This is a genomic window from Neisseria sp. P0017.S009, assembly GCF_051957375.1.
GTDB lineage: Bacteria > Pseudomonadota > Gammaproteobacteria > Burkholderiales > Neisseriaceae > Neisseria > Neisseria perflava.
The window spans coordinates 1-19728 of the sequence record NZ_JBQCWL010000008.1 but is presented as its reverse complement, the minus strand read 5'-3'; the positions used below and the strand labels follow the sequence as shown (position 1 = coordinate 19728).

Sequence of the window (19728 nt, the reverse complement as noted above, 5' to 3'; positions counted from 1 at the left end):
TAGATAGAAAAACCGTTATTTTACGCGACAAATGATGCGTTTCGGAACCTTGCCCTCACGTACTCAAAAAGAGCCGTTCAGACGGCCGGTTTGGAAAAAACGGGCTGTCATGCTAAAATGCGTGGCGTAAATTTCAGAAAAACAGGGTGTAAATCAACACAATAGCCCTGATAATAACGTCAATCTCAAATACGACCTCATTCATTCCGAATGAAAACCTGATTTTCAGATCGGAAAAAAGACTCAAAGTCCTTTATCCCCAAAACTGTTTAAACCAGCAGGCGGTCGCGGCAGGCCGGATGTGCCGGCATTCTGCAAACCTCAAAAACAGACCGCCCCATTAAGGATAACGCGTGATTAAAAACAAATATTCCACTCGATTCAAAGCAACCCTCTTAGCGTTTCTGCTGCCGGCTTCAGGCATCATGACCGCATACGCCATTACCGATCCTCAACCCGCACAAACCGATTTCAAAGTCGAGCGTATTTCCGAAGAGCTGCCTGCCGTTTATGTGGAAACCAATACCTATCAATCCAGCTATTGGGCGCAAGAAGCCGTCCAAGCCGGCGACTCTTTGGCAGACGTTTTGACGCGCATGGGTGTCAACCAAGAAGACATCAAGCAAATCATGGCGAAAAACAATGCCAACCTCGACATGAAAAACCTGCGGACCAACCAATCCGTCAACATCCGCATCGATTCTTCAGGCCAAGTGACCGACGTTCAATTCTTTACCGATGAAGAATTGGAACGCAATTTGGTCGCTTTGGAAAAAGTCAAAGGCAAATGGCGCATCTCCAATGCCGAAATCGACATGAAAACCATGCCGACCTTGCGCTCCGTGCAAATCCGCACTTCCGCCATCGGCGATATGCTCCGTGCCGAAATCCCTTCCGAAGTGTATATCCAGCTCAAAGAAATCTTTGCCGACTCGTTCAATATGAGCGATTTGAAAGAAGGCGATACCGTACGCCTTTTGTACAACAGCATGTATTTCCGCGGCCAGCAAATGGCGGTCGGCGATATTTTGGCAGCTGAAGTGGTTAAAGACGGCAAAACTTATCAAGCCTATTATTACAGCCAAGGCAAAGGCGACGAAGAAAGCGGTAGCTACTACGACCAAAACGGTAAGTCCCTGCAACAAAAAGAAGGCTTTAATACCGAGCCTGTTGCATACACGCGCATTTCTTCTCCGTTCGGCTACCGTGTCCATCCGGTTTTGCATACCGTCCGTATGCACACCGGTATCGACTATGCCGCGCCGACCGGTACGCCTATTAAGGCTGCTGCCGACGGCGAAGTGATTTTCAAAGGTTGGAAAGGCGGCTACGGTAATACCGTGATGATTCGCCATGCCAACGGTGTGGAAACCCTGTACGGCCACATGAGCGCGTTCAGCCCTGCCGACGGCAGAGTCCGTGCCGGCGAAGTAATTGGTTTTGTGGGTACAACCGGCCGTTCGACCGGCCCGCACCTGCACTACGAAGCGCGTGTCAACGGCCAGCCGGTCAACCCGACTACCGTCGCCCTGCCGACGCCGAAATTGACCCCGACCAATATGGCCGCGTTCCGCAAACAGCAAAAAGATGCCAGCACGATGTTGTCTACCATCCGCTCTTTGCCGGTTTCCGTAGCGCAGCTGGATTAATAAGATAAAGGCCGTCTGAATAAGGTTTCTTTCAGACGGCCTTTCCCATTAAAATTGATACCTCAACGCCCACGTTTACTCAGAGAAAACTTATGTCTGCTTATCAGCCCATTATCCAATCCCTGCTTGATACCGACCTGTACAAATTCACCATGCTGCAAGTCGTGTTGCACCAATTCCCGCAAACCCACAGCCTCTACGAATTCCGCTGCCGCAACAAAGAGATGGTGTATCCGCTGGCCGATATTCAAGAAGACTTGGAACGCGAGCTCAACGCCCTGTGCCAGCTGCGCTTTACCCATGACGAACTCGACTATCTGCGCAGCCTGCGTTTTATCAAAAGCGATTTTGTCGATTATCTCGAACTTTTTCAACTCCAACGCCGCTTCGTCCAAGTCAGCCCTGACGATCAAGGCCGTCTGAACATCCGCATCGAAGGCCCGATGGTACAGGCGATGTTCTTCGAGATTTTTATTCTTGCCATCGTCAACGAACTCTATTTCCGCCGCTTGGAAACGCCTGCCGTCATCGAAGAAGGCGAGCGCCGTTTGCAGGCCAAAGCGCAACAGCTGAAGGAAATTGCGGCTACACAAAATCCGAATGATCCGCCGTTCCTTATTTCCGATTTCGGCACACGCCGCCGCTACACCCTTGCATGGCAGGAACACGTTATCCGCACCTTGTTGGAAGCCGCTCCCGACATCGTGCGCGGTACCAGCAACGTTTATCTGGCCAAAAAGCTCGGCATCACACCCATCGGCACCATGGCACACGAGTTCCTCCAAGCCTTCCAAGCCTTGGACGTACGTTTGCGTAATTTCCAAAAAGCCGCGCTGGAAAGCTGGGTACATGAATACCGCGGCGACCTCGGTATCGCCCTGACCGACGTAGTCGGCATGGATGCCTTCTTGCGTGATTTCGACCTGTACTTCGCCAAACTCTTCGACGGCCTGCGCCACGACAGCGGCGATCCTTATGTTTGGGGCGACAAAGCCTACGAGCATTACAAAAAACTTAAAATCGACAGCCGCACCAAAATGCTGACCTTTTCAGACGGCCTCGATATTGAGCGTTCATGGGCGTTGCACCAATACTTCAAAGACCGTTTCAAAACCAGTTTCGGTATCGGTACCAATCTGACCAACGACTTGGGACACACGCCTTTGAACATTGTTTTGAAGCTCGTCGAGTGTAACGGCCAATCCGTCGCCAAGCTCTCCGACTCCCCGGGCAAAACCATGACCACCAACAACACCTTCCTCGCTTACCTGCGCCAAGTGTTTGACGTACCGGAGCCGGAAGAGAAAGCCTAAAAACAAAGGCCGTCTGAAATGTTCAGACGGCCTTTTTCATTAATCCATATCGCTTTCAGGTAATTCTGCCGAACCCATGCGGCGCAGGATGATATTGGTTTTGTTGTGCATCCGTTTGCTCTTAGGGTGGTCTGCGTAAAACAGCGGAGCCGGAACGCGCGCCGTGAGTTTGGCGGCTTGTTGGCGGGTGAGGGCAGAGGCAGGTTTCTTGTAGAAATACTGGGACGCCGCTTCCGCGCCGAATACGCCGTAGTGCCATTCGATTGAGTTTAAATACAGCTCAAAAATGCGGTCTTTGTCTGTAACCGCTTCCATCATTGCCGTAATTGCCGCTTCTTCGCCTTTGCGGATGTAGCTGCGGCTTTCGTTGAGAAACAGGTTTTTCGCCAGCTGCTGGCTGATGGTCGAACCGCCGGCTTTGACTTCGCCGCTTTGCTTATTGCGTTTCATGGCGTATTTGATGCCGTTCCAGTCAAAGCCGCTGTGTTCGGCAAAGTTGGCGTCTTCGGAAGCAATCAGGGCTTTTTTGAGGTTGACGGAAATTTGGTCGTAAGGCACCCAGCGGTAATCCAGCTTGACATCGCGGCCTTCTTTTGCAAACTGGCTCATGCGCATGGACATGAAGGCGGTTTTGCTGGGCGCGACGGCGCGGTAGGTAATGATGTTGCCGTACACATAAGCGTTGAAGAAAATGAAGATGCCGATGGGCAGGGCAATCAGCCATTTGATGATGCGGAACATGGTTACAGGGCTTTCATGTATTCGATAACAGGGCGGATATCGGGCGTAAATCCGCGCCAAGTATGGTAAGAGGCGGCAGCCTGACCGACCAGCATGCCCAGGCCGTCTGAAACTTCGGCCGCGCCGTTGCTTTGGGCAAAGTTCAAAAACGCCTGAGCCGCTTCGCCGTAAACCATATCGTAGGCAAGGCGGCAGCCGCGGAAAATTTCAGGGCTGACGGCAGGAAGCTGACCGCTCAAGCCGCCGGATGTGCCGTTGATGATGATATCAAAACCGCCGTTCAAATCCGACATCGGGACGGCTTCAATGCCGAAAAGCCGCGCCAATTCCTCGGCCTTGGCGTGGGTGCGGTTGGCAATGACGATACGGGCAGGGCGGTGTTCTTTCAAAACAGGAATCACGCCGCGTACCGCGCCGCCTGCGCCCAAAAGCAAAATGGTTTTGCCCTCGATGGCAATATTTTTGACCTGCGTGATGTCGTTGGTCAAACCGATACCGTCGGTATTGTCGCCGCGTATTCTACCGTCTTCCAACCACACCAGCGTATTGACCGCGCCGGCAGCCAAGGCGCGGTCGGAATGTTCGTCCGCCAGTGCAAAGGCTTCCTGCTTGAACGGAACGGTTACATTCGCACCTTGCCCGCCCTCGGCACGAAACGCCGCAACAGCCTCGGCAAAGCCGCCGATTTCGACACAAATGCGCCCATATTCGATGGCCGCGCCTTCTTGAAGTGCGAATTGCTGATGGATTTGCGGTGATTTACTGTGTGCAACGGGATTGCCGAAAACGGCGTAACGCGGGGTGTTGTTCATAAAACGGGTCTGAAAAAACAAAAGAAAAGAGTGCTTATTATAGCGGTCTTTATGTTAAGAAAGCGTAATGTAAAATTGTTGACAATTAAACAGGCTGAAACTATATTTCATTGCGTAAAAACGGGTGCCCTGATGTATTTCAGACGGCCTTACCGTGGTAGAATAACAACTTAAACCTATTCCCTCAGGAGCTGAAGATGTCCATCAAAGATGCTGTAAAACTGATTGAAGAAAGCGAAGCCCGCTTCGTAGATTTGCGCTTTACCGATACCAAAGGCAAGCAGCACCACTTTACTATCCCCGCCCGCATCGTCCTTGACGATCCCGAAGAATGGTTTGAAAACGGTCAAGCGTTTGACGGTTCGTCCATTGGCGGTTGGAAAGGTATTCAGGCTTCCGATATGCAGTTGCGTCCTGATGCATCTACAGCCTTCGTTGATCCTTTTTACGATGATACCACCGTTGTTTTTACCTGCGACGTTATCGATCCGGCCGATGGCCAAGGCTATGACCGCGATCCCCGCTCTATCGCACGCCGCGCCGAAGCCTATTTGAAATCTTCCGGTATCGGCGACACCGCCTATTTCGGCCCCGAGCCTGAGTTCTTCGTTTTTGACGGCGTAGAATTTGAAACCGACATGCACAAAACCCGTTACGAAATCACGTCCGAAAGCGGCGCATGGTCAAGCGGGCTGCACATGGACGGTCAAAACACCGGCCACCGCCCTGCCGTCAAAGGCGGTTATGCGCCCGTTGCCCCGATTGACTGCGGTCAAGACCTGCGTTCTGCCATGGTCAATGTTTTGGAAGAACTCGGCATCGAAGTCGAAGTCCACCACGCCGAAGTCGGCACCGGCAGCCAAATGGAAATCGGTACCCGTTTCGCTACTTTGGTCAAACGTGCCGACCAAACCCAAGACATGAAATATGTCATCCAAAACGTTGCCCACAACTTCGGTAAAACCGCTACCTTCATGCCCAAACCCATCATGGGCGACAACGGCAGCGGTATGCACGTTCACCAATCCATTTGGAAAGACGGTCAAAACCTGTTCTCAGGCGATGGCTATGCCGGTTTGTCCGATACCGCCCTTTATTACATCGGCGGCATCATCAAACACGCCAAAGCCCTGAACGCGATTACTAATCCGTCCACCAACTCCTACAAACGCCTCGTGCCGCACTTTGAAGCACCGACCAAACTGGCATATTCCGCCAAAAACCGTTCCGCTTCCATCCGTATTCCGTCCGTGAACAGCAGCAAGGCACGCCGCATCGAAGCGCGTTTCCCTGATCCGACCGCCAACCCATACTTGGCGTTTGCCGCTTTGTTGATGGCCGGTTTGGACGGTATTCAAAACAAAATCCATCCGGGCGACCCTGCCGATAAAAACCTGTACGACCTACCTCCGGAAGAAGATGCATTGGTGCCTACCGTTTGCGCCTCTTTGGAAGAAGCACTGGCCGCCCTCAAAGCCGACCACGAATTCCTCCTGCGCGGCGGCGTATTCAGCAAAGACTGGATCGACAGCTACATTGCCTTTAAAGAGGAAGATGTCCGCCGTATCTGCATGGCACCTCATCCGCTGGAATTTGAAATGTATTACAGCCTGTAAAACAGCTGAGGCATTTTAAATAGGAAATCAAAGGCCGTCTGAAACTGGATTTGAAGTTTCAGACGGCCTTTAGGCTTGAAATAGATAGGGCAATTGAATTAGGTATGATAGCGAGAAGCAATAAATCATGCCGTTTGAAAACCTTTATGGAATCGGTATTGCGTGTTAAATTTCAGCATGACAGGCCTTTTATTAAAGATATTCGCCATTACTTTATAGTGAACCAGTCTTCAAATTTAATCCTCAAGGTAAAGGCATTACTTGGGAAGAGCTGAAAGAGTCTTTCGATTCGGATAAGACAGAAGAAGATTAAAGCCTCAGGCCGTCTGAAAGGATATTTTCTGTTTTCAGACGGCATGTTTGATAAGGAAAACCATGTTTGCAAATTTTGATTTAGGCGTATTTCTGCTGGCAGTATTGCCCGTGTTGTTGGCCATTACCGTGCGCGAAGTGGCACGCGGTTATACGGCGCGGTATTGGGGCGACCATACTGGCGAGCAGCTTGGGCGTTTGACGCTCAATCCGCTGCCGCACATCGATCCTGTCGGTACGATTGTCGTGCCGTTGGTGTGTCTGATGATAGGCAGTTTTCTGTTCGGCTGGGCGCGTCCCATGCCCATCGATTCGCGCAATTTCCGTGATCCGCGCCGCGCGTGGCGTTGGGTGTCGATTTCGGGTCCGATAGCCAATCTGATTTTGGCGTTCTTCTGGGGTTTTGTCGTCGTACTTGCCGCGTATGTGCCTGAGTCTTATCAAGCGCCCTTGGCGCAGATGGCCGGTTACGGCGTGATGGTGAACTCGATTTGGGTCGCATTCAGCCTGATTCCGATTTTGCCTTGGGACGGCGGTATTTTTATCGATACCTTTCTCAACGCCAAACAGTCCATGCAGTTCCGTAAAATCGAGCCATACGGCACATGGATTATCCTGATCCTGTTGTTTACCGGCCTGCTGGCCAAACTGATTTGGCCGATTATTGCCATGATTCAGGACGCAGTGCGGATGGTTGTCATGTTGTTTATTTAAATGTTTTGGCTGAAAAGGCCGTCTGAAACTCAGTTTCAGACGGCCTTTTTCATTGTGCAACATGTAAATACAATTGGAAAAATTGCTTAAAAATTGTACAATTTCAGCCCTTTCAATTTGGCGCACACATCATGCACATCGGCGGCTATTTCATTGACAACCCCATCGCACTCGCCCCCATGGCAGGCATTACGGACAAACCGTTCCGCCGGATTTGCCGCGAGTTTGGCGCAGGGTGGGCGGTATGCGAAATGCTGACCAGCGATCCGAGCTTGCGCCATACCAAAAAAACTTTGCGCCGCAGCGATTTTGAAGGCGAGGGCGGAGTGGTGGCCGTGCAGATTGCCGGCAGCGATCCGCAGCAGATGGCGGAAGCCGCGCGGTATAACGTCGGCTTGGGCGCTCAGGTGATTGATATAAACATGGGCTGTCCGGCCAAAAAAGTCTGTAATGTGCAGGCAGGCAGCGCATTGATGCAAAACGAGCCTTTGGTTGCCGAAATCTTGGAAGCCGTTGTCAACGCGGTGGACGTACCCGTTACCCTCAAAACCCGTTTGGGCTGGCACAATGAACATCAAAATTTGCCGACCATTGCCAAAATCGCCGAAGAATCAGGCATCGCAGCCCTTGCCATCCACGGCCGCACCCGTACGCAGATGTACAAAGGTGAAGCGCGTTACGAACTGATTGCCGAAACCAAAGGCCGTCTGAACATTCCCGTTTGGGTCAACGGCGATATTACTTCGCCGCAAAAAGCTGCCGCCGTCCTCAAGCAAACCGCCGCAGACGGCATCATGATAGGGCGCGGCGCACAAGGCAGTCCGTGGCTTTTCCGTGATTTAAAACATTACGCCGAACACGGCGTTTTGCCGCCGGCCTTAAGCTTGGCAGAATGCAACGCCACCATTTTGAACCACATCCGCGCTATGTATGAATTTTATGGCGAAGTGGCCGGCGTACGCATCGCCCGCAAACACATCGGCTGGTACATCGATGAAATGCCCAACGGCGAGCAAACACGCCGAGACATCAACCGCTTGGACAGCGCCGCAGCACAATACGACACCCTTGCCGCCTATCTTGAGACGCTTTCAGAGAAAACCGACCGTTGGGTATGCCACTATCGGGAAGGCTAAAGGGTTTCAGACGGCATTTTTCTTTTGGGGAAGTAAATATGAAATTGACCTCACGGTTCAAACGCTTCGGCATAGCCGTGCTGTTGCTGACAGGATTTGGTATTTATGCTTATGACTACAATCTGATAGCCTGTAAATTAATGGATCGCTATTGGAATGAAGACAAGAGCAGGTGCATGAATCCTGATTGTCGTCAACATGATGCTTGTATGCTGAGTGCAGGTAAGGATAAAGCAACATGCGAAACCATCCGCCCCGGTGACAGTTTGGACAAGGCTTGGTATGTACTGGGCAAGCCTTGGTATGAGTAGAACGGGCGTTTCTTTTGGGGTAATAAATATGGAGATAATGTAGCAGAAATCGAACCTGACGGAGAAAAGGTTGGCAAGATTACTTGCTTTGAGCAGTAGGTTGTGTGAGGAGATGGTTTCAGGAAACCCTATGTTTCAGTTGATTAAACGTATATTTTCTAAAAAGCATCAAGCTGATTCCATGTTTCCGCGCAATCGTTTCGAACATGTGGATTGGGAACAGGAATTGGCTGATGCCACTCGTCGGCTGGTCAATGATGAAGGGCATTATGACGAGCAGGGTAATACGGTTGAGCTGGAGTTAAGTGAGGGAGCGCATAATATCCTGCTGTATTTTGCCTCAGGGGATGAAGCTCAATGTATGGAAATCCTGCAGCGTTTGAACGCATGGGATAATCAGGTTCAAACCTCTCTGGAAAAAGAGGCTCAATCGCCTATTCCTAGAGCGTATCAAGAAATAGGATATAACCGCCAATCTTGGGAAAAAGCACGGAAATTTCATGTTTGGATAGTCAATTGTGAAGAAAAACCGTATTCCATTCGTTACGTTGCCGATCATGCCAATAATGAATTTGTTATCTATCTGGCTCAAGAAAACGGGATATGGCGGGCATTTTGGGATAGTAAATTACAGAAATCTATTGCAGTATAAGATTTTGATAAAAAATAAGAATTGAATAGAGTAAATTTCTCAATCAAATTAAATAAACGCCGTCTGAATGTTCAGACGGACTCATCATCTAAAAACAAATCTAAAGAAAGACAATCACGATGAATCAAACGACGACTGACATTGCGCAATGTATTGAACAAAACTTACGACAATACTTCAAAGACTTGGATGGTACGGAACCTTGCGGTGTGTATGATATGGTATTGCATCAAGTGGAAAAGCCGATGCTTGCCTGCGTGATGGAGCAATGCGGCGGAAACCAGTCTAAAGCGGCCGTTATTTTGGGTTTGAACCGCAATACCCTGCGTAAAAAATTACAACAGCACGGTATGCTGTAATACGGCAGGGCAATCCGTCCTGACGGTCGAAGGAGAAATAACAATGCAAAATCCGAATAAATTAAATATCCATTTCATCTTGCACGAGGCATTTGAAGTGCCGGGAGCATATTTGAAATGGGCGCAATGGCGCGGACATAACATCAGTACAACCAAAGTGTACGAAAGGGAAACCCTGCCTGACAATGTGGACGATATAGATTTTTTGATTGTGATGGGCGGGCCGCAATCGCCTGATGAAGACAGGCAGGCATTCTCGTATTACGACCCCGAATCCGAGCTGCGCCTGATGCGTCAGGCGATGGCGGCGGATAAATATATTGTCGGCGTGTGTTTGGGTGCGCAGCTTTTATCCGTTGCCTACGGCGCGCGCCACACACGCAGCCCTGAGCGTGAAATCGGCATTTATCCGATTGAGCTGACGGCGGAAGGTTTGGCGGATGCCCATGTTTCCCTGTTGGGCAAAACCCTGAATACCGGCCATTGGCACGGCGATATGCCCGGTTTGACGGATAAGGCGGTTGTGTTGGCAACCAGCAAAGGCTGTCCGCGCCAGATTATCCGTTTTGCGCCCAAACATTATGCCTTCCAGGCCCATTTGGAGTTTGACCGTGAAGCCGTCGGGCTGCTGATTGCGGCGGACGGACGCGAAAATGTGGCCGAACAAAGCCAAGCCCAAACTTATGTCCAGCATCCGGATAAAATCGAAGCGGCGGATTTCAGTGAAATGAATGCCAAACTCTTCGACTTTTTGGATTCTCTGACGCAGACAAAATAAAAAAGGCCAACCCTCCAGGCCGTCTGAATAATAAATATAGAGAAGAAACGATTAACCCTTTTTAAAAGGTCGGACCATGTTCTATCAAATACTTGCCCTGCTGATTTGGGGCAGCTCTTTTATCGCTGCCAAGTATTCTTACGAGATGATCGACCCTGCGCTGATGGTTGAGGCACGGTTGTTGATTGCCGCGTTGATGGTACTGCCGTCGTGCCGCCGTCATTTGGGAAGGATTCCGCGGAGCGAGTGGAAGCCGTTGTTATGGATTTCCTTTGTCAACTACGTTGTCGTTTTGATGCTTCAGTTTATCGGTTTGAAATACACGTCTGCCGCCAGCGCGATTACCATGGTCGGGCTGGAACCCTTGCTGGTGGTTTTTGTCGGTCATTTCTTTTTCAGCGACAAAGCGAAAATTTACCACTGGATTTGCGGCGCGGTGGCGTTTGCCGGCGTGGGCATGATGGTAATGGGCGGTGCAGAAGAAGGCGGCACGATTGATTGGTTCGGCTGTTTGCTGATTTTGCTTGCGGGATTGGGTTTTGCAGGCGTGATACGACCGAGCCAGCAGATGATTGCCCGCATCGGTGCGCCTGCATTTACCGTGGCTTCCATGGCGGTGGCGGCGGTATTGTGTCTGCCGTTTTCGCTGGTGTTGGCAGACAGTTATCAAATCAACTGGTCATGGGGCGGTACGCTGTCGATTTTGTATATGGGGATCGGTTGCAGTTGGCTTGCCTATCTGTTGTGGAACAAAGGCATGAACAAAGTCCCTGCCAACGTCTCCGGCCTGCTGATTTCGCTTGAGCCTGTCATCGGCGTTATCATGGCGGTGTTAATTTTGGGCGAACATTTAAGTGCTATGTCTGCGATGGGCATTACCGTCGTTATTGCGTCCACTTTTGTCGCCGGTATGCTGGCGCGTATCGGCAACAAACACAAAAAGGCCGTCTGAAAACGGTTTCAGACGGCCTGAAGTAAGCAGTACTTTTTTCAATAAAACATTTTGGGAAAATTTCTATGAAACGCATTATCTCCCTGCTTTTGCTTGCCTGCCCTATTTTGACGTCGGCTGCACCCGATAACGACAAAGCCGCTGTACAGGCCGTCATTGCCAAGTATTACAACCGACCGCTTGCCGCGCACAAATGCCAGCTCGCCAAGCCGCCGAAAGACAGTGAGACAGCATCTGACAACATTATGTATTGCATGAAACCTGTTGCCGATCATACCGTAACGCGCAACGGCAAAGCCGCGCGCTATGTGTTGTACACAGGTTTTGCCTACGATATGGAACAAAAAGTAAAACAGGACGCTCATGTTTCTTCCGGTCTGGCAGAATTGTTTGTTTTGGAGAAAACAGACGGCAAGTGGGCAATCAAACAGCACGGAAAAGATAAAATCGGCGCATGGGGCGAGCCGCCGGAGAATAAGGAATGGAAGTTTGTTCAGGTGGGCGCACAAAACTGGGGCTATGTTGCCGAATCAAGTTATACAGGCCAAGGCGACACGACGACTTCGCAAAACTTCCTGTTTACCGATGATAGCAACCGAATCCGCAACAGCGTCATGATCAGCGGTAACGATAACGGCGCATATTTTGGCGATTGCGATGAATTGAAAGGGCGTGAAAAACGCCTCTGCAAAGACAGATATACCAGTCTGGAAGCCAAAATTGCTTTTGACAAAAGCCGTCCTGCCGTATCCGGCGTATGGGCGCTGACTGCAAAACTCAGCGGCGTATCAGGAAAGAAAAATTATAAAAATCAGAAATATATTTTCCCTTATAACGGCAAAACCCACGTCGCCCCCAAAAACTATCCCTTGGGCGGACAATAGTTCCCTCGAAAAACGCTTTGATCAAACCACTACTACCTCAAGTCAAATCCCATGAAAGAAACGCATAAACTTTGGGCCGCCCTCATCATTACCGGCATTATCGGCGGCATAGTCGGCATTGTATTAACCGAAATCATGCATACAATTCAACATCTTGCCTACGGTTACGGTTCAGACGGCCTATACGTTTCATTCCGAGAGGGCGTATCGCAGGCAAGTCCTGCGCGGCGTATCGGAGTGATGGCCTTTTGCGGCGCGGTGGTCGGCTTGGGGTGGTGGTTGCTCAAACGCTACGGCAGGCCGCAACCGAGCATTAAAGCTGTGGTTAAAAATCCGCTCGCCGGTTTTCCGTTTTTTGAAACCGTCAGTCATGCTCTGTTGCAAATCATTACCGTCGGGCTTGGCTCGCCGCTCGGCCGCGAAGTTGCGCCGCGCGAAATGACTGCTGCCTTTGCTTCAGTAGGCGTCAACCGTTTCGGGTTGAGCGAAGACGACACAAGGCTGGTCATTGCTTGCGCCTCGGGTGCAGGTTTGGCAGCCGTGTATAACGTGCCGCTCGCCTCCACACTTTTTATCCTCGAAGCCATGCTGGGCTTATGGACTCAGCAAGCCGTCGCCGCCGCATTGCTGACTTCCGTCATCGCCACTGCCGTCGCGCGCATCGGCTTGGGCGACGTGCAGCAATATCATCCGGCTAACCTTTCCATCAACACATCATTACTTTGGTTTTCCGTCATCATCGGCCCAGTACTGGGCGCAACCGCCGTCTTTTTCCAGCGTACTGCCCAAAAATTCCCCTTCATCAAGCGCGATAATATCAAAATCATTCCCTTGGCCGTCTGTATGTTTGCACTCATTGGCGCGATTGCCGTTTGGTTTCCCGAAATTTTGGGCAACGGCAAAGCAGGCAACCAACTGACCTTTGGCGGATTGACCGGCTGGCAACACAGCCTTGAGCTGACCTCCGTCAAATGGCTGGTCGTCTTAATGGCGCTGGTGGCAGGCGCATACGGCGGCCTGATTACCCCGTCCATGATGCTCGGCAGCACCATCGCCTTTGCCGCTGCCGCCGCGTGGAATACTTTCTTTCCTGCCATGTCGTCCGAAAGCGCGGCCGTTGTCGGCGCAGCCGTTTTCCTCGGCGTTTCCCTCAAAATGCCCCTGACGGCCATAGCCTTTATTTTAGAGCTAACCTACGCCCCCGTTGCCTTGCTCATGCCCTTATGTGCAGGCATGGCAGGCGCAGTATGCGTGGCGAAGAAAATGGGATTTAAATAGGCAAAAGCATCAGGCCGTCTGAAACCTCGTTTCAGACGGCCTTTTACAATAAAATTGTTAACAATATCTATAAAAACCTACTGCCAAAAAGGCGAAAATAGCGGATAATACCGCCCTGAAAATTCATACCATATCGATTAAACCTTCAACAAAGGAAATCCCATGTCTTCCATCAAACGCGCCCTGATTAGCCTATCCGACAAGACAGGCGCAGTCGAATTTGCCCAAACCCTGACCAAGCTCGGTGTTGAAATCCTCTCTACCGGCGGTACAGCAAAGCTCTTGGCTGATGCAGGCGTTCCCGTTATCGAAGTTGCCGACTATACCGGTTTTCCCGAAATGCTCGACGGCCGCGTGAAAACCCTGCATCCGAAAATCCACGGCGGCATCCTCGGCCGTCGCGATTTGGACGAACACGTCGCCAAGATGGAAGAACACGGCATCGGCAATATCGACCTCGTGTGCGTCAACCTCTACCCCTTCGCCGCCACCATCGCCAAACCAAACTGCACACTGGAAGACGCGATTGAAAACATCGACATCGGTGGCCCGACCATGGTGCGCTCTGCCGCGAAAAACTGGAAACACGTCGCCATTGTTACCGACACCGCTGATTTCCCGGCCATCGCCGCCGAACTCGAAGCCAACAACGGCGCATTGAGCGACAAAACCCGTTTCAACCTCTCACGCAAAGCATTCAGCCATACCGCCCAATACGACGGCATGATTTCCAACTACCTAACCTCACTTTCAGACGACGTCTTGAGCGGTCAGCCCCAAATCGGCGAATTTCCAAGCCAGTTCAACCAAAGCTGGATTAAAGTGCAAGACATGCGCTACGGCGAAAACCCGCACCAACGCGCCGCGTTCTACCGCGATATTTACCCCGCAGCAGGCAGCCTTTCCGCCTACAAACAACTGCAAGGCAAAGAATTGTCTTACAACAACATCGCCGATGCCGATGCCGCCTGGGAAGCCGTCAAATCCTTTGACGCGCCGGCCTGCGTAATTGTGAAACACGCCAATCCGTGCGGCGTAGCCGTCGCCTCCAATACCTTGGATGCCTACAAACTCGCCTACGCTACCGACACCACCAGCGCATTCGGCGGCATCATCGCCTTCAACCGCGAAGTGGACGGCGAAACCGTCAAACAAATTACCGACAACCAATTTATGGAAGTCCTCATGGCGCCGAAGTTCACCGCCGAAGCCCTCGAAATTGCCGCTGCCAAGAAAAACGTGCGCGTATTGGAAGTGCCGCTCGAAGCAGGTACCAACCGCTTTGAACTCAAACGCGTCGGCGGCGGACTGTTGGTACAAACGCCCGACATCCACCGCATCAGCCGCGCCGATTTGAAAGTCGTCTCCAAACGCGAACCGACCGAGCAAGAATGGAACGACCTGATGTTTGTATGGAACGTCGCAAAATACGTCAAATCTAACGCCATCGTCTTCGGCAAAGGCGGTCAAACCTACGGCATCGGCGCAGGCCAAATGAGCCGCGTGGACAGCACCCGCATCGCCGCCCGCAAAGCGCAAGATGCCAATTTCGACCTCAACGGTGCATGTGCCGCTTCCGATGCCTTCTTCCCATTCCGCGACGGCGTAGATGTCATTGCCGAGCAGGGCATCAAAGCCATCATCCACCCCGCAGGCTCCATGCGCGACCAAGAAGTTTTTGATGCAGCGGACGAACACGGCATCGCCATGGTCGTAACCGGCATCCGCCATTTCCGCCACTGATAAGCTGATATAAAATAAAGGCCGTCTGAAAACAAAGTTCCAATATCATGAAACCCGTTTTCAGACGGCCTTCTTTAATCATCAAACAATTTAGCGGTCTAACTGTAAATCAGGACAAAGCAACCAAGCCCCAGCCCGTCCGATTCATGCAGCAACACAACACCGCCCAAGTCTAAAACCAACCTACTCAGAGAAAAACATGAAACACATTCTCCTCATCCTTACCCTTGCCACACTCACCGCCTGCGCCTCCAGCCATACCGGAGGCTACGGCTATGCCGGCAACAACGGCGCTTCAGCAGGCGTAACCCAAACATTCCGTTGGTAAGGCCGTCTGAAAAAACAACACAGTTTTCTACAATAAAGAACAAACAAATCCCAAACGTAAAGGCAAGTTTTACACTTGCCTTTTTAACGCTGTCCATCGGCTCAATAGCGCATAAATTCGTGTCATTTGCCCGCTGTTTGCTATGTTAGAAAACGTCAAAGGCCGTCTGAAAACAGGCTATATAAACCCATCACACGGTTTAAACCGATCCTTGATACAAATCTCATTAATTCTCTAAATAAAAGCTGACATCTAAATCTATCACTAAAATAACTATCCTGTTAACATATTATTTAACAATCATTATTGTTTAAAAATTTCAACAAAAATCATATAATTATAAAAATCGTTTAAAAAAAGCAACAAGTAAATCTAACGGGCATGACCGTTGAGGCCGAAAAAATAACACTTTATCGGAAGAGTTGATTTGTAAAACCAAACGCATATAAAATTTGGACAAGGATTCCGAATGCATTGATAGAAGCTGACAAAAAGTGACTTGTTAAGAAACAAGCTGACAAAAAACGGCACATCGTTTCCCAAACTTCACAAGCTTCCCAAAATGTATCAGCATAAAATCCCATAAAACAGGCTTTTAGCTGCTATTCGGCCGAGTGGAGACTTTTGGCACGGGAATTGCATACAGGAGATTACGGCATGAAACCGCATAAAGGGGAGACTCTGAAATGCGGCAAATGTGTGGACAGGCGGTTTACAGCCGAGCAACACGTCCCAAAAGAAATCAAACCCCTTACAGGAAAATCGATATGAATAAAGTCTTTAAAGTCATTTGGAACCACGCGACCCAGACATGGACCGCGGTTTCCGAGATCAGCCATGCACACGGCAAAAAATCCGCTTCTGACAAGCGTAAAGCCGTAGCTGCTGCAGTGGTTGCAGCAGGTGCTTTGATGGCATCTAGCGGAGCAGAGGCCGATGTAAGATTGGGAGGTAGCGCAGTAAACATCACTCCTGATGGCACTTACAACGGTTCTAACAGAAACGTTGGTGTCAACTCTGTTGTAGTGGGTTATCAAAATACTGCCAGCAGCCAAGATGGCACTATCGCTTACGGTGCTAACAATACTGCGACTGCAAACGCAGCATTGGCTGTGGGTAATAACAATATCGCAACCGGCGGTGCATCGACTGCAATGGGTGTAAGCTCTGTTGCAAGTGGCGAAGCTTCTGTTGCAATCGGTAACGTAGCCCAAGCAACGCAAATTCGTGCGACTGCAGTAGGTAACCGTGCGACTGCTACTCAAGACTCCGCAAGTGCATTCGGTAACCGTGCAAATGCTGGCGCACAATTTGCAACAGCTATTGGTGACAACTCCAATGCAAATGCTGCTGCAGTTGCTGTAGGTACGCATGCGAACGCTGAAAAACAAGATTCTATCGCTATTGGTAACAACGCTCACGGTGCTTGGACAAATGCGATTGCTGTCGGTAAAGATAGCGTAGCAAAACAAGACCACGCGATTGCAGCAGGTACTAGCGCAAATGCGTCAGGTATTCAAGCTGTCGGTGTTGGTTCATATACAAAAGCAGAAGGTAATCTGACAGTTGCGGTTGGTCCATATGCACAAGCCAATAAAGAAGCTGCAATTGCCGTAGGTTCTAACGCTACTGCTGCTGAGTCTAATGCTATTGCTGTGGGTCAAACTGCTACTGCGGCTAATAATAACTCCATTGCTGTCGGTACTAAAACAGTTTCTAGAGGTGATAACGCAATTGGTATCGGTGCTTATGCTGAATCAACTGCTGCACGTGGTACCGCTATCGGCGTATTGTCTCAAGCGAATGGCGAAGGCTCATTTGCCGGTGGTGCATCTGCTCAAGCAACAGGTGAAAATTCTGTAGCTATTGGCGGTGCGAAAGATGGTACTCTGGGTAATAAAGCAGGTTCTGCTGCTAAAGCCGTTGGTAATAACTCTATTGCAGTAGGTTCTAAATCAAATGCTTCTAAAACTGCTGACGTTGCAGTAGGTTATGCTGCTACAGCAAATGGTACTTCTACCGGTTCTGATGGCGACGGCGTAGTAAATAATGCCGGTTCGGCAATGGCAATCGGTACTGAATCTCAAGCAACCGGTATCGTGGCAACTGCTATCGGCCAACGTTCTCAAGCTCTGGCAAACGGCGCGGTAGCATTGGGTGGCGACGCTCAAGCTAAAAAAGGTTCTGCCGTAGCAATCGGTCGCGGTTCTGTAGCGGACGGTATTTCTGCCGCTGCATTCGGTCCTGCTGCTCAAGCAACTGGTAAATACTCAGTAGCTTTGGGCGTACAAAGCCAAGCCACTTCAGAACAAGCCATCGCATTGGGCCGCCTCTCTCAAGCCAACGGTAAGTTTGCAACTGCCCTGGGTAACAACGCTCAAGCAACAGCCCAACACACTCTGGCTTTGGGCTCAGAAGCTAAATCTACTATCGAAAACAGCGTAGCCCTGGGTAACGGCTCTACAACCAGCGCATTCGTACCTACCAATACTGCTACTGTTGGCAGCTACACTTACAGCGGCTTCGCAGGCGCAACCAGCGGCTTGGGCAACGGCGCAGTATTGTCTGTAGGTTCTGCAGGTAACGAGCGTCAAATCCAAAACGTTGCCGCAGGCCGTATTTCTGCAACTTCTACCGATGCAATCAACGGCTCTCAATTGTACGCTGTTGCAAACCGCATCGAAAACCTGAATCCGTTTGTATTCTCAGGCCATAATGGTAGCGGTAGCTCACCAGATGTAGGTACATACAAATACGATCCTAAATCAAATGCCAATAACACCCTGAAACTGATCGCAGGTGACGGTCTGAAGATGACTTCAAACGGCACTAACGAATACACCCTGAGCGTAATTGGTGGTGGTTCTACTGGTTCTACCGGCGCAACTGGTGCAACTGGCCCTAAAGGCGATACCGGCGCAACTGGTGCAACTGGCCCTAAAGGCGATACCGGTGCAACTGGTGCTACTGGCGCAACTGGCCCTAAAGGCGAAAAAGGCGATACTGGTCCTGCTGGCCCTAAAGGTGATACCGGCGCTACTGGCGCAGCCGGCGCTAAAGGCGACAAAGGCGACAGCATCACAGGTGAAGTTGTAGATAATGGTGACGGTACCCATACCATTACTATTACTAATCTAGGTGATGGCTCAGTCACTACTACCATCGTTAAAGACGGTAAAAACGGTAAAGATGGTAAAGACGGCGCTACTGGCGCAGCCGGCGCTAAAGGCGATAAAGGTGACACTGGCGCAGCCGGCGCTAAAGGCGACAAAGGTGACACTGGCGCAGCCGGCGCTAAAGGCGACAAAGGTGACACTGGCGCAGCCGGCGCTAAAGGCGACAAAGGTGACACTGGTGCAGCCGGCGCTAAAGGCGACAAAGGTGACACTGGCGCAGCCGGTGCTAAAGGCGATAAAGGTGACACTGGTGCAGCCGGCGCTAAAGGCGACAAAGGCGACAGCATCACAGGTGAAGTTGTAGATAATGGTGACGGTACCCATACCATCACTATTACTAATCTAGGTGATGGCTCAGTCACTACTACCATCGTTAAAGACGGTAAAAACGGTAAAGATGGTAAAGACGGCGCTACTGGCGCAGCCGGCGCTAAAGGCGATAAAGGTGACACTGGCGCAGCCGGTGCTAAAGGCGACAAAGGTGACACTGGCGCAGCCGGCGCTAAAGGCGACAAAGGCGACAGCATCACAGGTGAAGTTGTAGATAATGGTGACGGTACCCATACCATTACTATTACTAATCTAGGTGATGGCTCAGTCACTACTACCATCGTTAAAGACGGTAAAAACGGTAAAGATGGTAAAGACGGCGCTACTGGCGCAGCCGGCGCTAAAGGCGATAAAGGTGACACTGGCGCAGCCGGTGCTAAAGGCGACAAAGGCGACAGCATCACAGGTGAAGTTGTAGATAATGGTGACGGTACCCATACCATCACTATTACTAATCTAGGTGATGGCTCAGTCACTACTACCATCGTTAAAGACGGTAAAAACGGTAAAGATGGTAAAGACGGTGCTACTGGCGCTACTGGTGCAACCGGTGAAAAAGGTGACACCGGTGCAACTGGTGCCGACGGTAAGAACGCTGAAGCCGACGTTAAAGACAACGGCGACGGTACCCACACTGTAACCAT

The 19728-nt window shown here is 50.6% G+C and carries 18 protein-coding genes; 16 read left to right on the top strand and 2 right to left on the bottom strand.

Going from position 1 to position 19728, the window contains the following annotated elements:
* The first annotated feature begins 353 nt into the window (after window positions 1–353).
* Both ACTHTG_RS09670 and pncB read left to right on the top strand, forming a co-directional pair.
* On the top strand, window positions 354–1649 hold the full coding sequence (locus ACTHTG_RS09670) for a M23 family metallopeptidase (protein WP_003748435.1): 1296 nt from the start codon (window positions 354–356) through the stop codon (window positions 1647–1649).
* A gap of 92 nt (window positions 1650–1741) precedes the next feature.
* A complete protein-coding gene (pncB, locus tag ACTHTG_RS09665) occupies window positions 1742–2962 on the top strand; it encodes a nicotinate phosphoribosyltransferase (protein ID WP_039861840.1) in 1221 nt (406 codons plus the stop codon).
* 39 nt (window positions 2963–3001) lie between these two features.
* Here the strand turns inward: pncB and mtgA are convergent, their stop codons facing one another.
* Entirely contained in the window at window positions 3002–3703 is a 702-nt protein-coding gene (gene mtgA / locus ACTHTG_RS09660) for a monofunctional biosynthetic peptidoglycan transglycosylase (RefSeq protein ID WP_004518794.1), read from the bottom strand.
* 2 nt (window positions 3704–3705) lie between these two features.
* Window positions 3706–4515, bottom strand: coding sequence for a shikimate dehydrogenase (gene aroE / locus ACTHTG_RS09655; RefSeq protein WP_308538507.1), 810 nt, complete (start codon window positions 4513–4515; stop codon window positions 3706–3708).
* Window positions 4516–4712: 197 nt separating this feature from the next.
* On the opposite strand from aroE, the gene glnA reads away from it, so the two are divergent.
* From glnA to ACTHTG_RS09585, 14 genes are all read left to right on the top strand, one after another.
* Complete coding sequence (gene glnA, locus ACTHTG_RS09650; protein ID WP_440360665.1) at window positions 4713–6131, top strand: type I glutamate--ammonia ligase; 1419 nt, start codon at window positions 4713–4715, stop codon at window positions 6129–6131.
* A gap of 375 nt (window positions 6132–6506) precedes the next feature.
* Window positions 6507–7157 (top strand): site-2 protease family protein, encoded by a 651-nt coding sequence (locus ACTHTG_RS09645; protein ID WP_004518789.1) that lies wholly within the window; start codon window positions 6507–6509, stop codon window positions 7155–7157.
* Window positions 7158–7288: 131 nt separating this feature from the next.
* Window positions 7289–8293 carry a tRNA dihydrouridine synthase DusB gene (dusB, locus tag ACTHTG_RS09640; protein WP_004518788.1) on the top strand — a complete coding sequence of 335 codons (1005 nt, stop codon included), beginning with the start codon at window positions 7289–7291 and terminating at the stop codon, window positions 8291–8293.
* A 38-nt stretch (window positions 8294–8331) separates the two neighbouring features.
* The gene (locus ACTHTG_RS09635; RefSeq protein ID WP_004518787.1) at window positions 8332–8604 is read left to right on the top strand and encodes a hypothetical protein; all 273 of its coding nucleotides are present in this window, start codon (window positions 8332–8334) and stop codon (window positions 8602–8604) included.
* Between the two features lie 130 nt (window positions 8605–8734).
* A complete protein-coding gene (locus ACTHTG_RS09630) occupies window positions 8735–9256 on the top strand; it encodes a hypothetical protein (protein WP_004518786.1) in 522 nt (173 codons plus the stop codon).
* A gap of 119 nt (window positions 9257–9375) precedes the next feature.
* Window positions 9376–9615, top strand: coding sequence for a Fis family transcriptional regulator (locus ACTHTG_RS09625; protein WP_003684241.1), 240 nt, complete (start codon window positions 9376–9378; stop codon window positions 9613–9615).
* 43 nt (window positions 9616–9658) lie between these two features.
* Entirely contained in the window at window positions 9659–10393 is a 735-nt protein-coding gene (locus ACTHTG_RS09620; RefSeq protein ID WP_004518785.1) for a glutamine amidotransferase-related protein, read from the top strand.
* 76 nt (window positions 10394–10469) lie between these two features.
* Complete coding sequence (locus ACTHTG_RS09615; protein WP_004518784.1) at window positions 10470–11345, top strand: DMT family transporter; 876 nt, start codon at window positions 10470–10472, stop codon at window positions 11343–11345.
* Window positions 11346–11410: 65 nt separating this feature from the next.
* The gene (locus ACTHTG_RS09610; RefSeq protein WP_107737404.1) at window positions 11411–12229 is read left to right on the top strand and encodes a hypothetical protein; all 819 of its coding nucleotides are present in this window, start codon (window positions 11411–11413) and stop codon (window positions 12227–12229) included.
* A 51-nt stretch (window positions 12230–12280) separates the two neighbouring features.
* Window positions 12281–13507 (top strand): chloride channel protein, encoded by a 1227-nt coding sequence (locus ACTHTG_RS09605; protein ID WP_070504349.1) that lies wholly within the window; start codon window positions 12281–12283, stop codon window positions 13505–13507.
* A gap of 162 nt (window positions 13508–13669) precedes the next feature.
* Window positions 13670–15250, top strand: a complete 1581-nt coding sequence (gene purH / locus ACTHTG_RS09600; RefSeq protein WP_440360666.1) for a bifunctional phosphoribosylaminoimidazolecarboxamide formyltransferase/IMP cyclohydrolase — start codon at window positions 13670–13672, stop codon at window positions 15248–15250.
* A 47-nt stretch (window positions 15251–15297) separates the two neighbouring features.
* Window positions 15298–15426 (top strand): hypothetical protein, encoded by a 129-nt coding sequence (locus ACTHTG_RS09595; protein WP_440345933.1) that lies wholly within the window; start codon window positions 15298–15300, stop codon window positions 15424–15426.
* Window positions 15427–15449: 23 nt separating this feature from the next.
* Window positions 15450–15578, top strand: a complete 129-nt coding sequence (locus ACTHTG_RS09590; protein ID WP_256388401.1) for a hypothetical protein — start codon at window positions 15450–15452, stop codon at window positions 15576–15578.
* A 767-nt stretch (window positions 15579–16345) separates the two neighbouring features.
* Window positions 16346–19728: collagen-flanked surface repeat-containing protein (locus ACTHTG_RS09585; RefSeq protein ID WP_440360667.1), on the top strand; the 3383-nt coding region annotated here is incomplete at its 3' end.

Bases quoted from the DNA above. Each gene is read 5' to 3' on its own strand.
- pncB (WP_039861840.1), top strand. From the start codon at position 1,742: ATGTCTGCTTATCAGCCCATTATCCAATCCCTGCTTGATACCGACCTG.
- mtgA (WP_004518794.1), bottom strand. From the start codon at position 3,703: ATGTTCCGCATCATCAAATGGCTGATTGCCCTGCCCATCGGCATCTTC.
- aroE (WP_308538507.1), bottom strand. From the start codon at position 4,515: ATGAACAACACCCCGCGTTACGCCGTTTTCGGCAATCCCGTTGCACAC.
- glnA (WP_440360665.1), top strand. From the start codon at position 4,713: ATGTCCATCAAAGATGCTGTAAAACTGATTGAAGAAAGCGAAGCCCGC.
- ACTHTG_RS09645 (WP_004518789.1), top strand. From the start codon at position 6,507: ATGTTTGCAAATTTTGATTTAGGCGTATTTCTGCTGGCAGTATTGCCC.
- dusB (WP_004518788.1), top strand. From the start codon at position 7,289: ATGCACATCGGCGGCTATTTCATTGACAACCCCATCGCACTCGCCCCC.
- ACTHTG_RS09635 (WP_004518787.1), top strand. From the start codon at position 8,332: ATGAAATTGACCTCACGGTTCAAACGCTTCGGCATAGCCGTGCTGTTG.
- ACTHTG_RS09630 (WP_004518786.1), top strand. From the start codon at position 8,735: ATGTTTCAGTTGATTAAACGTATATTTTCTAAAAAGCATCAAGCTGAT.
- ACTHTG_RS09625 (WP_003684241.1), top strand. From the start codon at position 9,376: ATGAATCAAACGACGACTGACATTGCGCAATGTATTGAACAAAACTTA.
- ACTHTG_RS09620 (WP_004518785.1), top strand. From the start codon at position 9,659: ATGCAAAATCCGAATAAATTAAATATCCATTTCATCTTGCACGAGGCA.
- ACTHTG_RS09615 (WP_004518784.1), top strand. From the start codon at position 10,470: ATGTTCTATCAAATACTTGCCCTGCTGATTTGGGGCAGCTCTTTTATC.
- ACTHTG_RS09610 (WP_107737404.1), top strand. From the start codon at position 11,411: ATGAAACGCATTATCTCCCTGCTTTTGCTTGCCTGCCCTATTTTGACG.
- ACTHTG_RS09605 (WP_070504349.1), top strand. From the start codon at position 12,281: ATGAAAGAAACGCATAAACTTTGGGCCGCCCTCATCATTACCGGCATT.
- purH (WP_440360666.1), top strand. From the start codon at position 13,670: ATGTCTTCCATCAAACGCGCCCTGATTAGCCTATCCGACAAGACAGGC.
- ACTHTG_RS09595 (WP_440345933.1), top strand. From the start codon at position 15,298: ATGAAACCCGTTTTCAGACGGCCTTCTTTAATCATCAAACAATTTAGC.
- ACTHTG_RS09590 (WP_256388401.1), top strand. From the start codon at position 15,450: ATGAAACACATTCTCCTCATCCTTACCCTTGCCACACTCACCGCCTGC.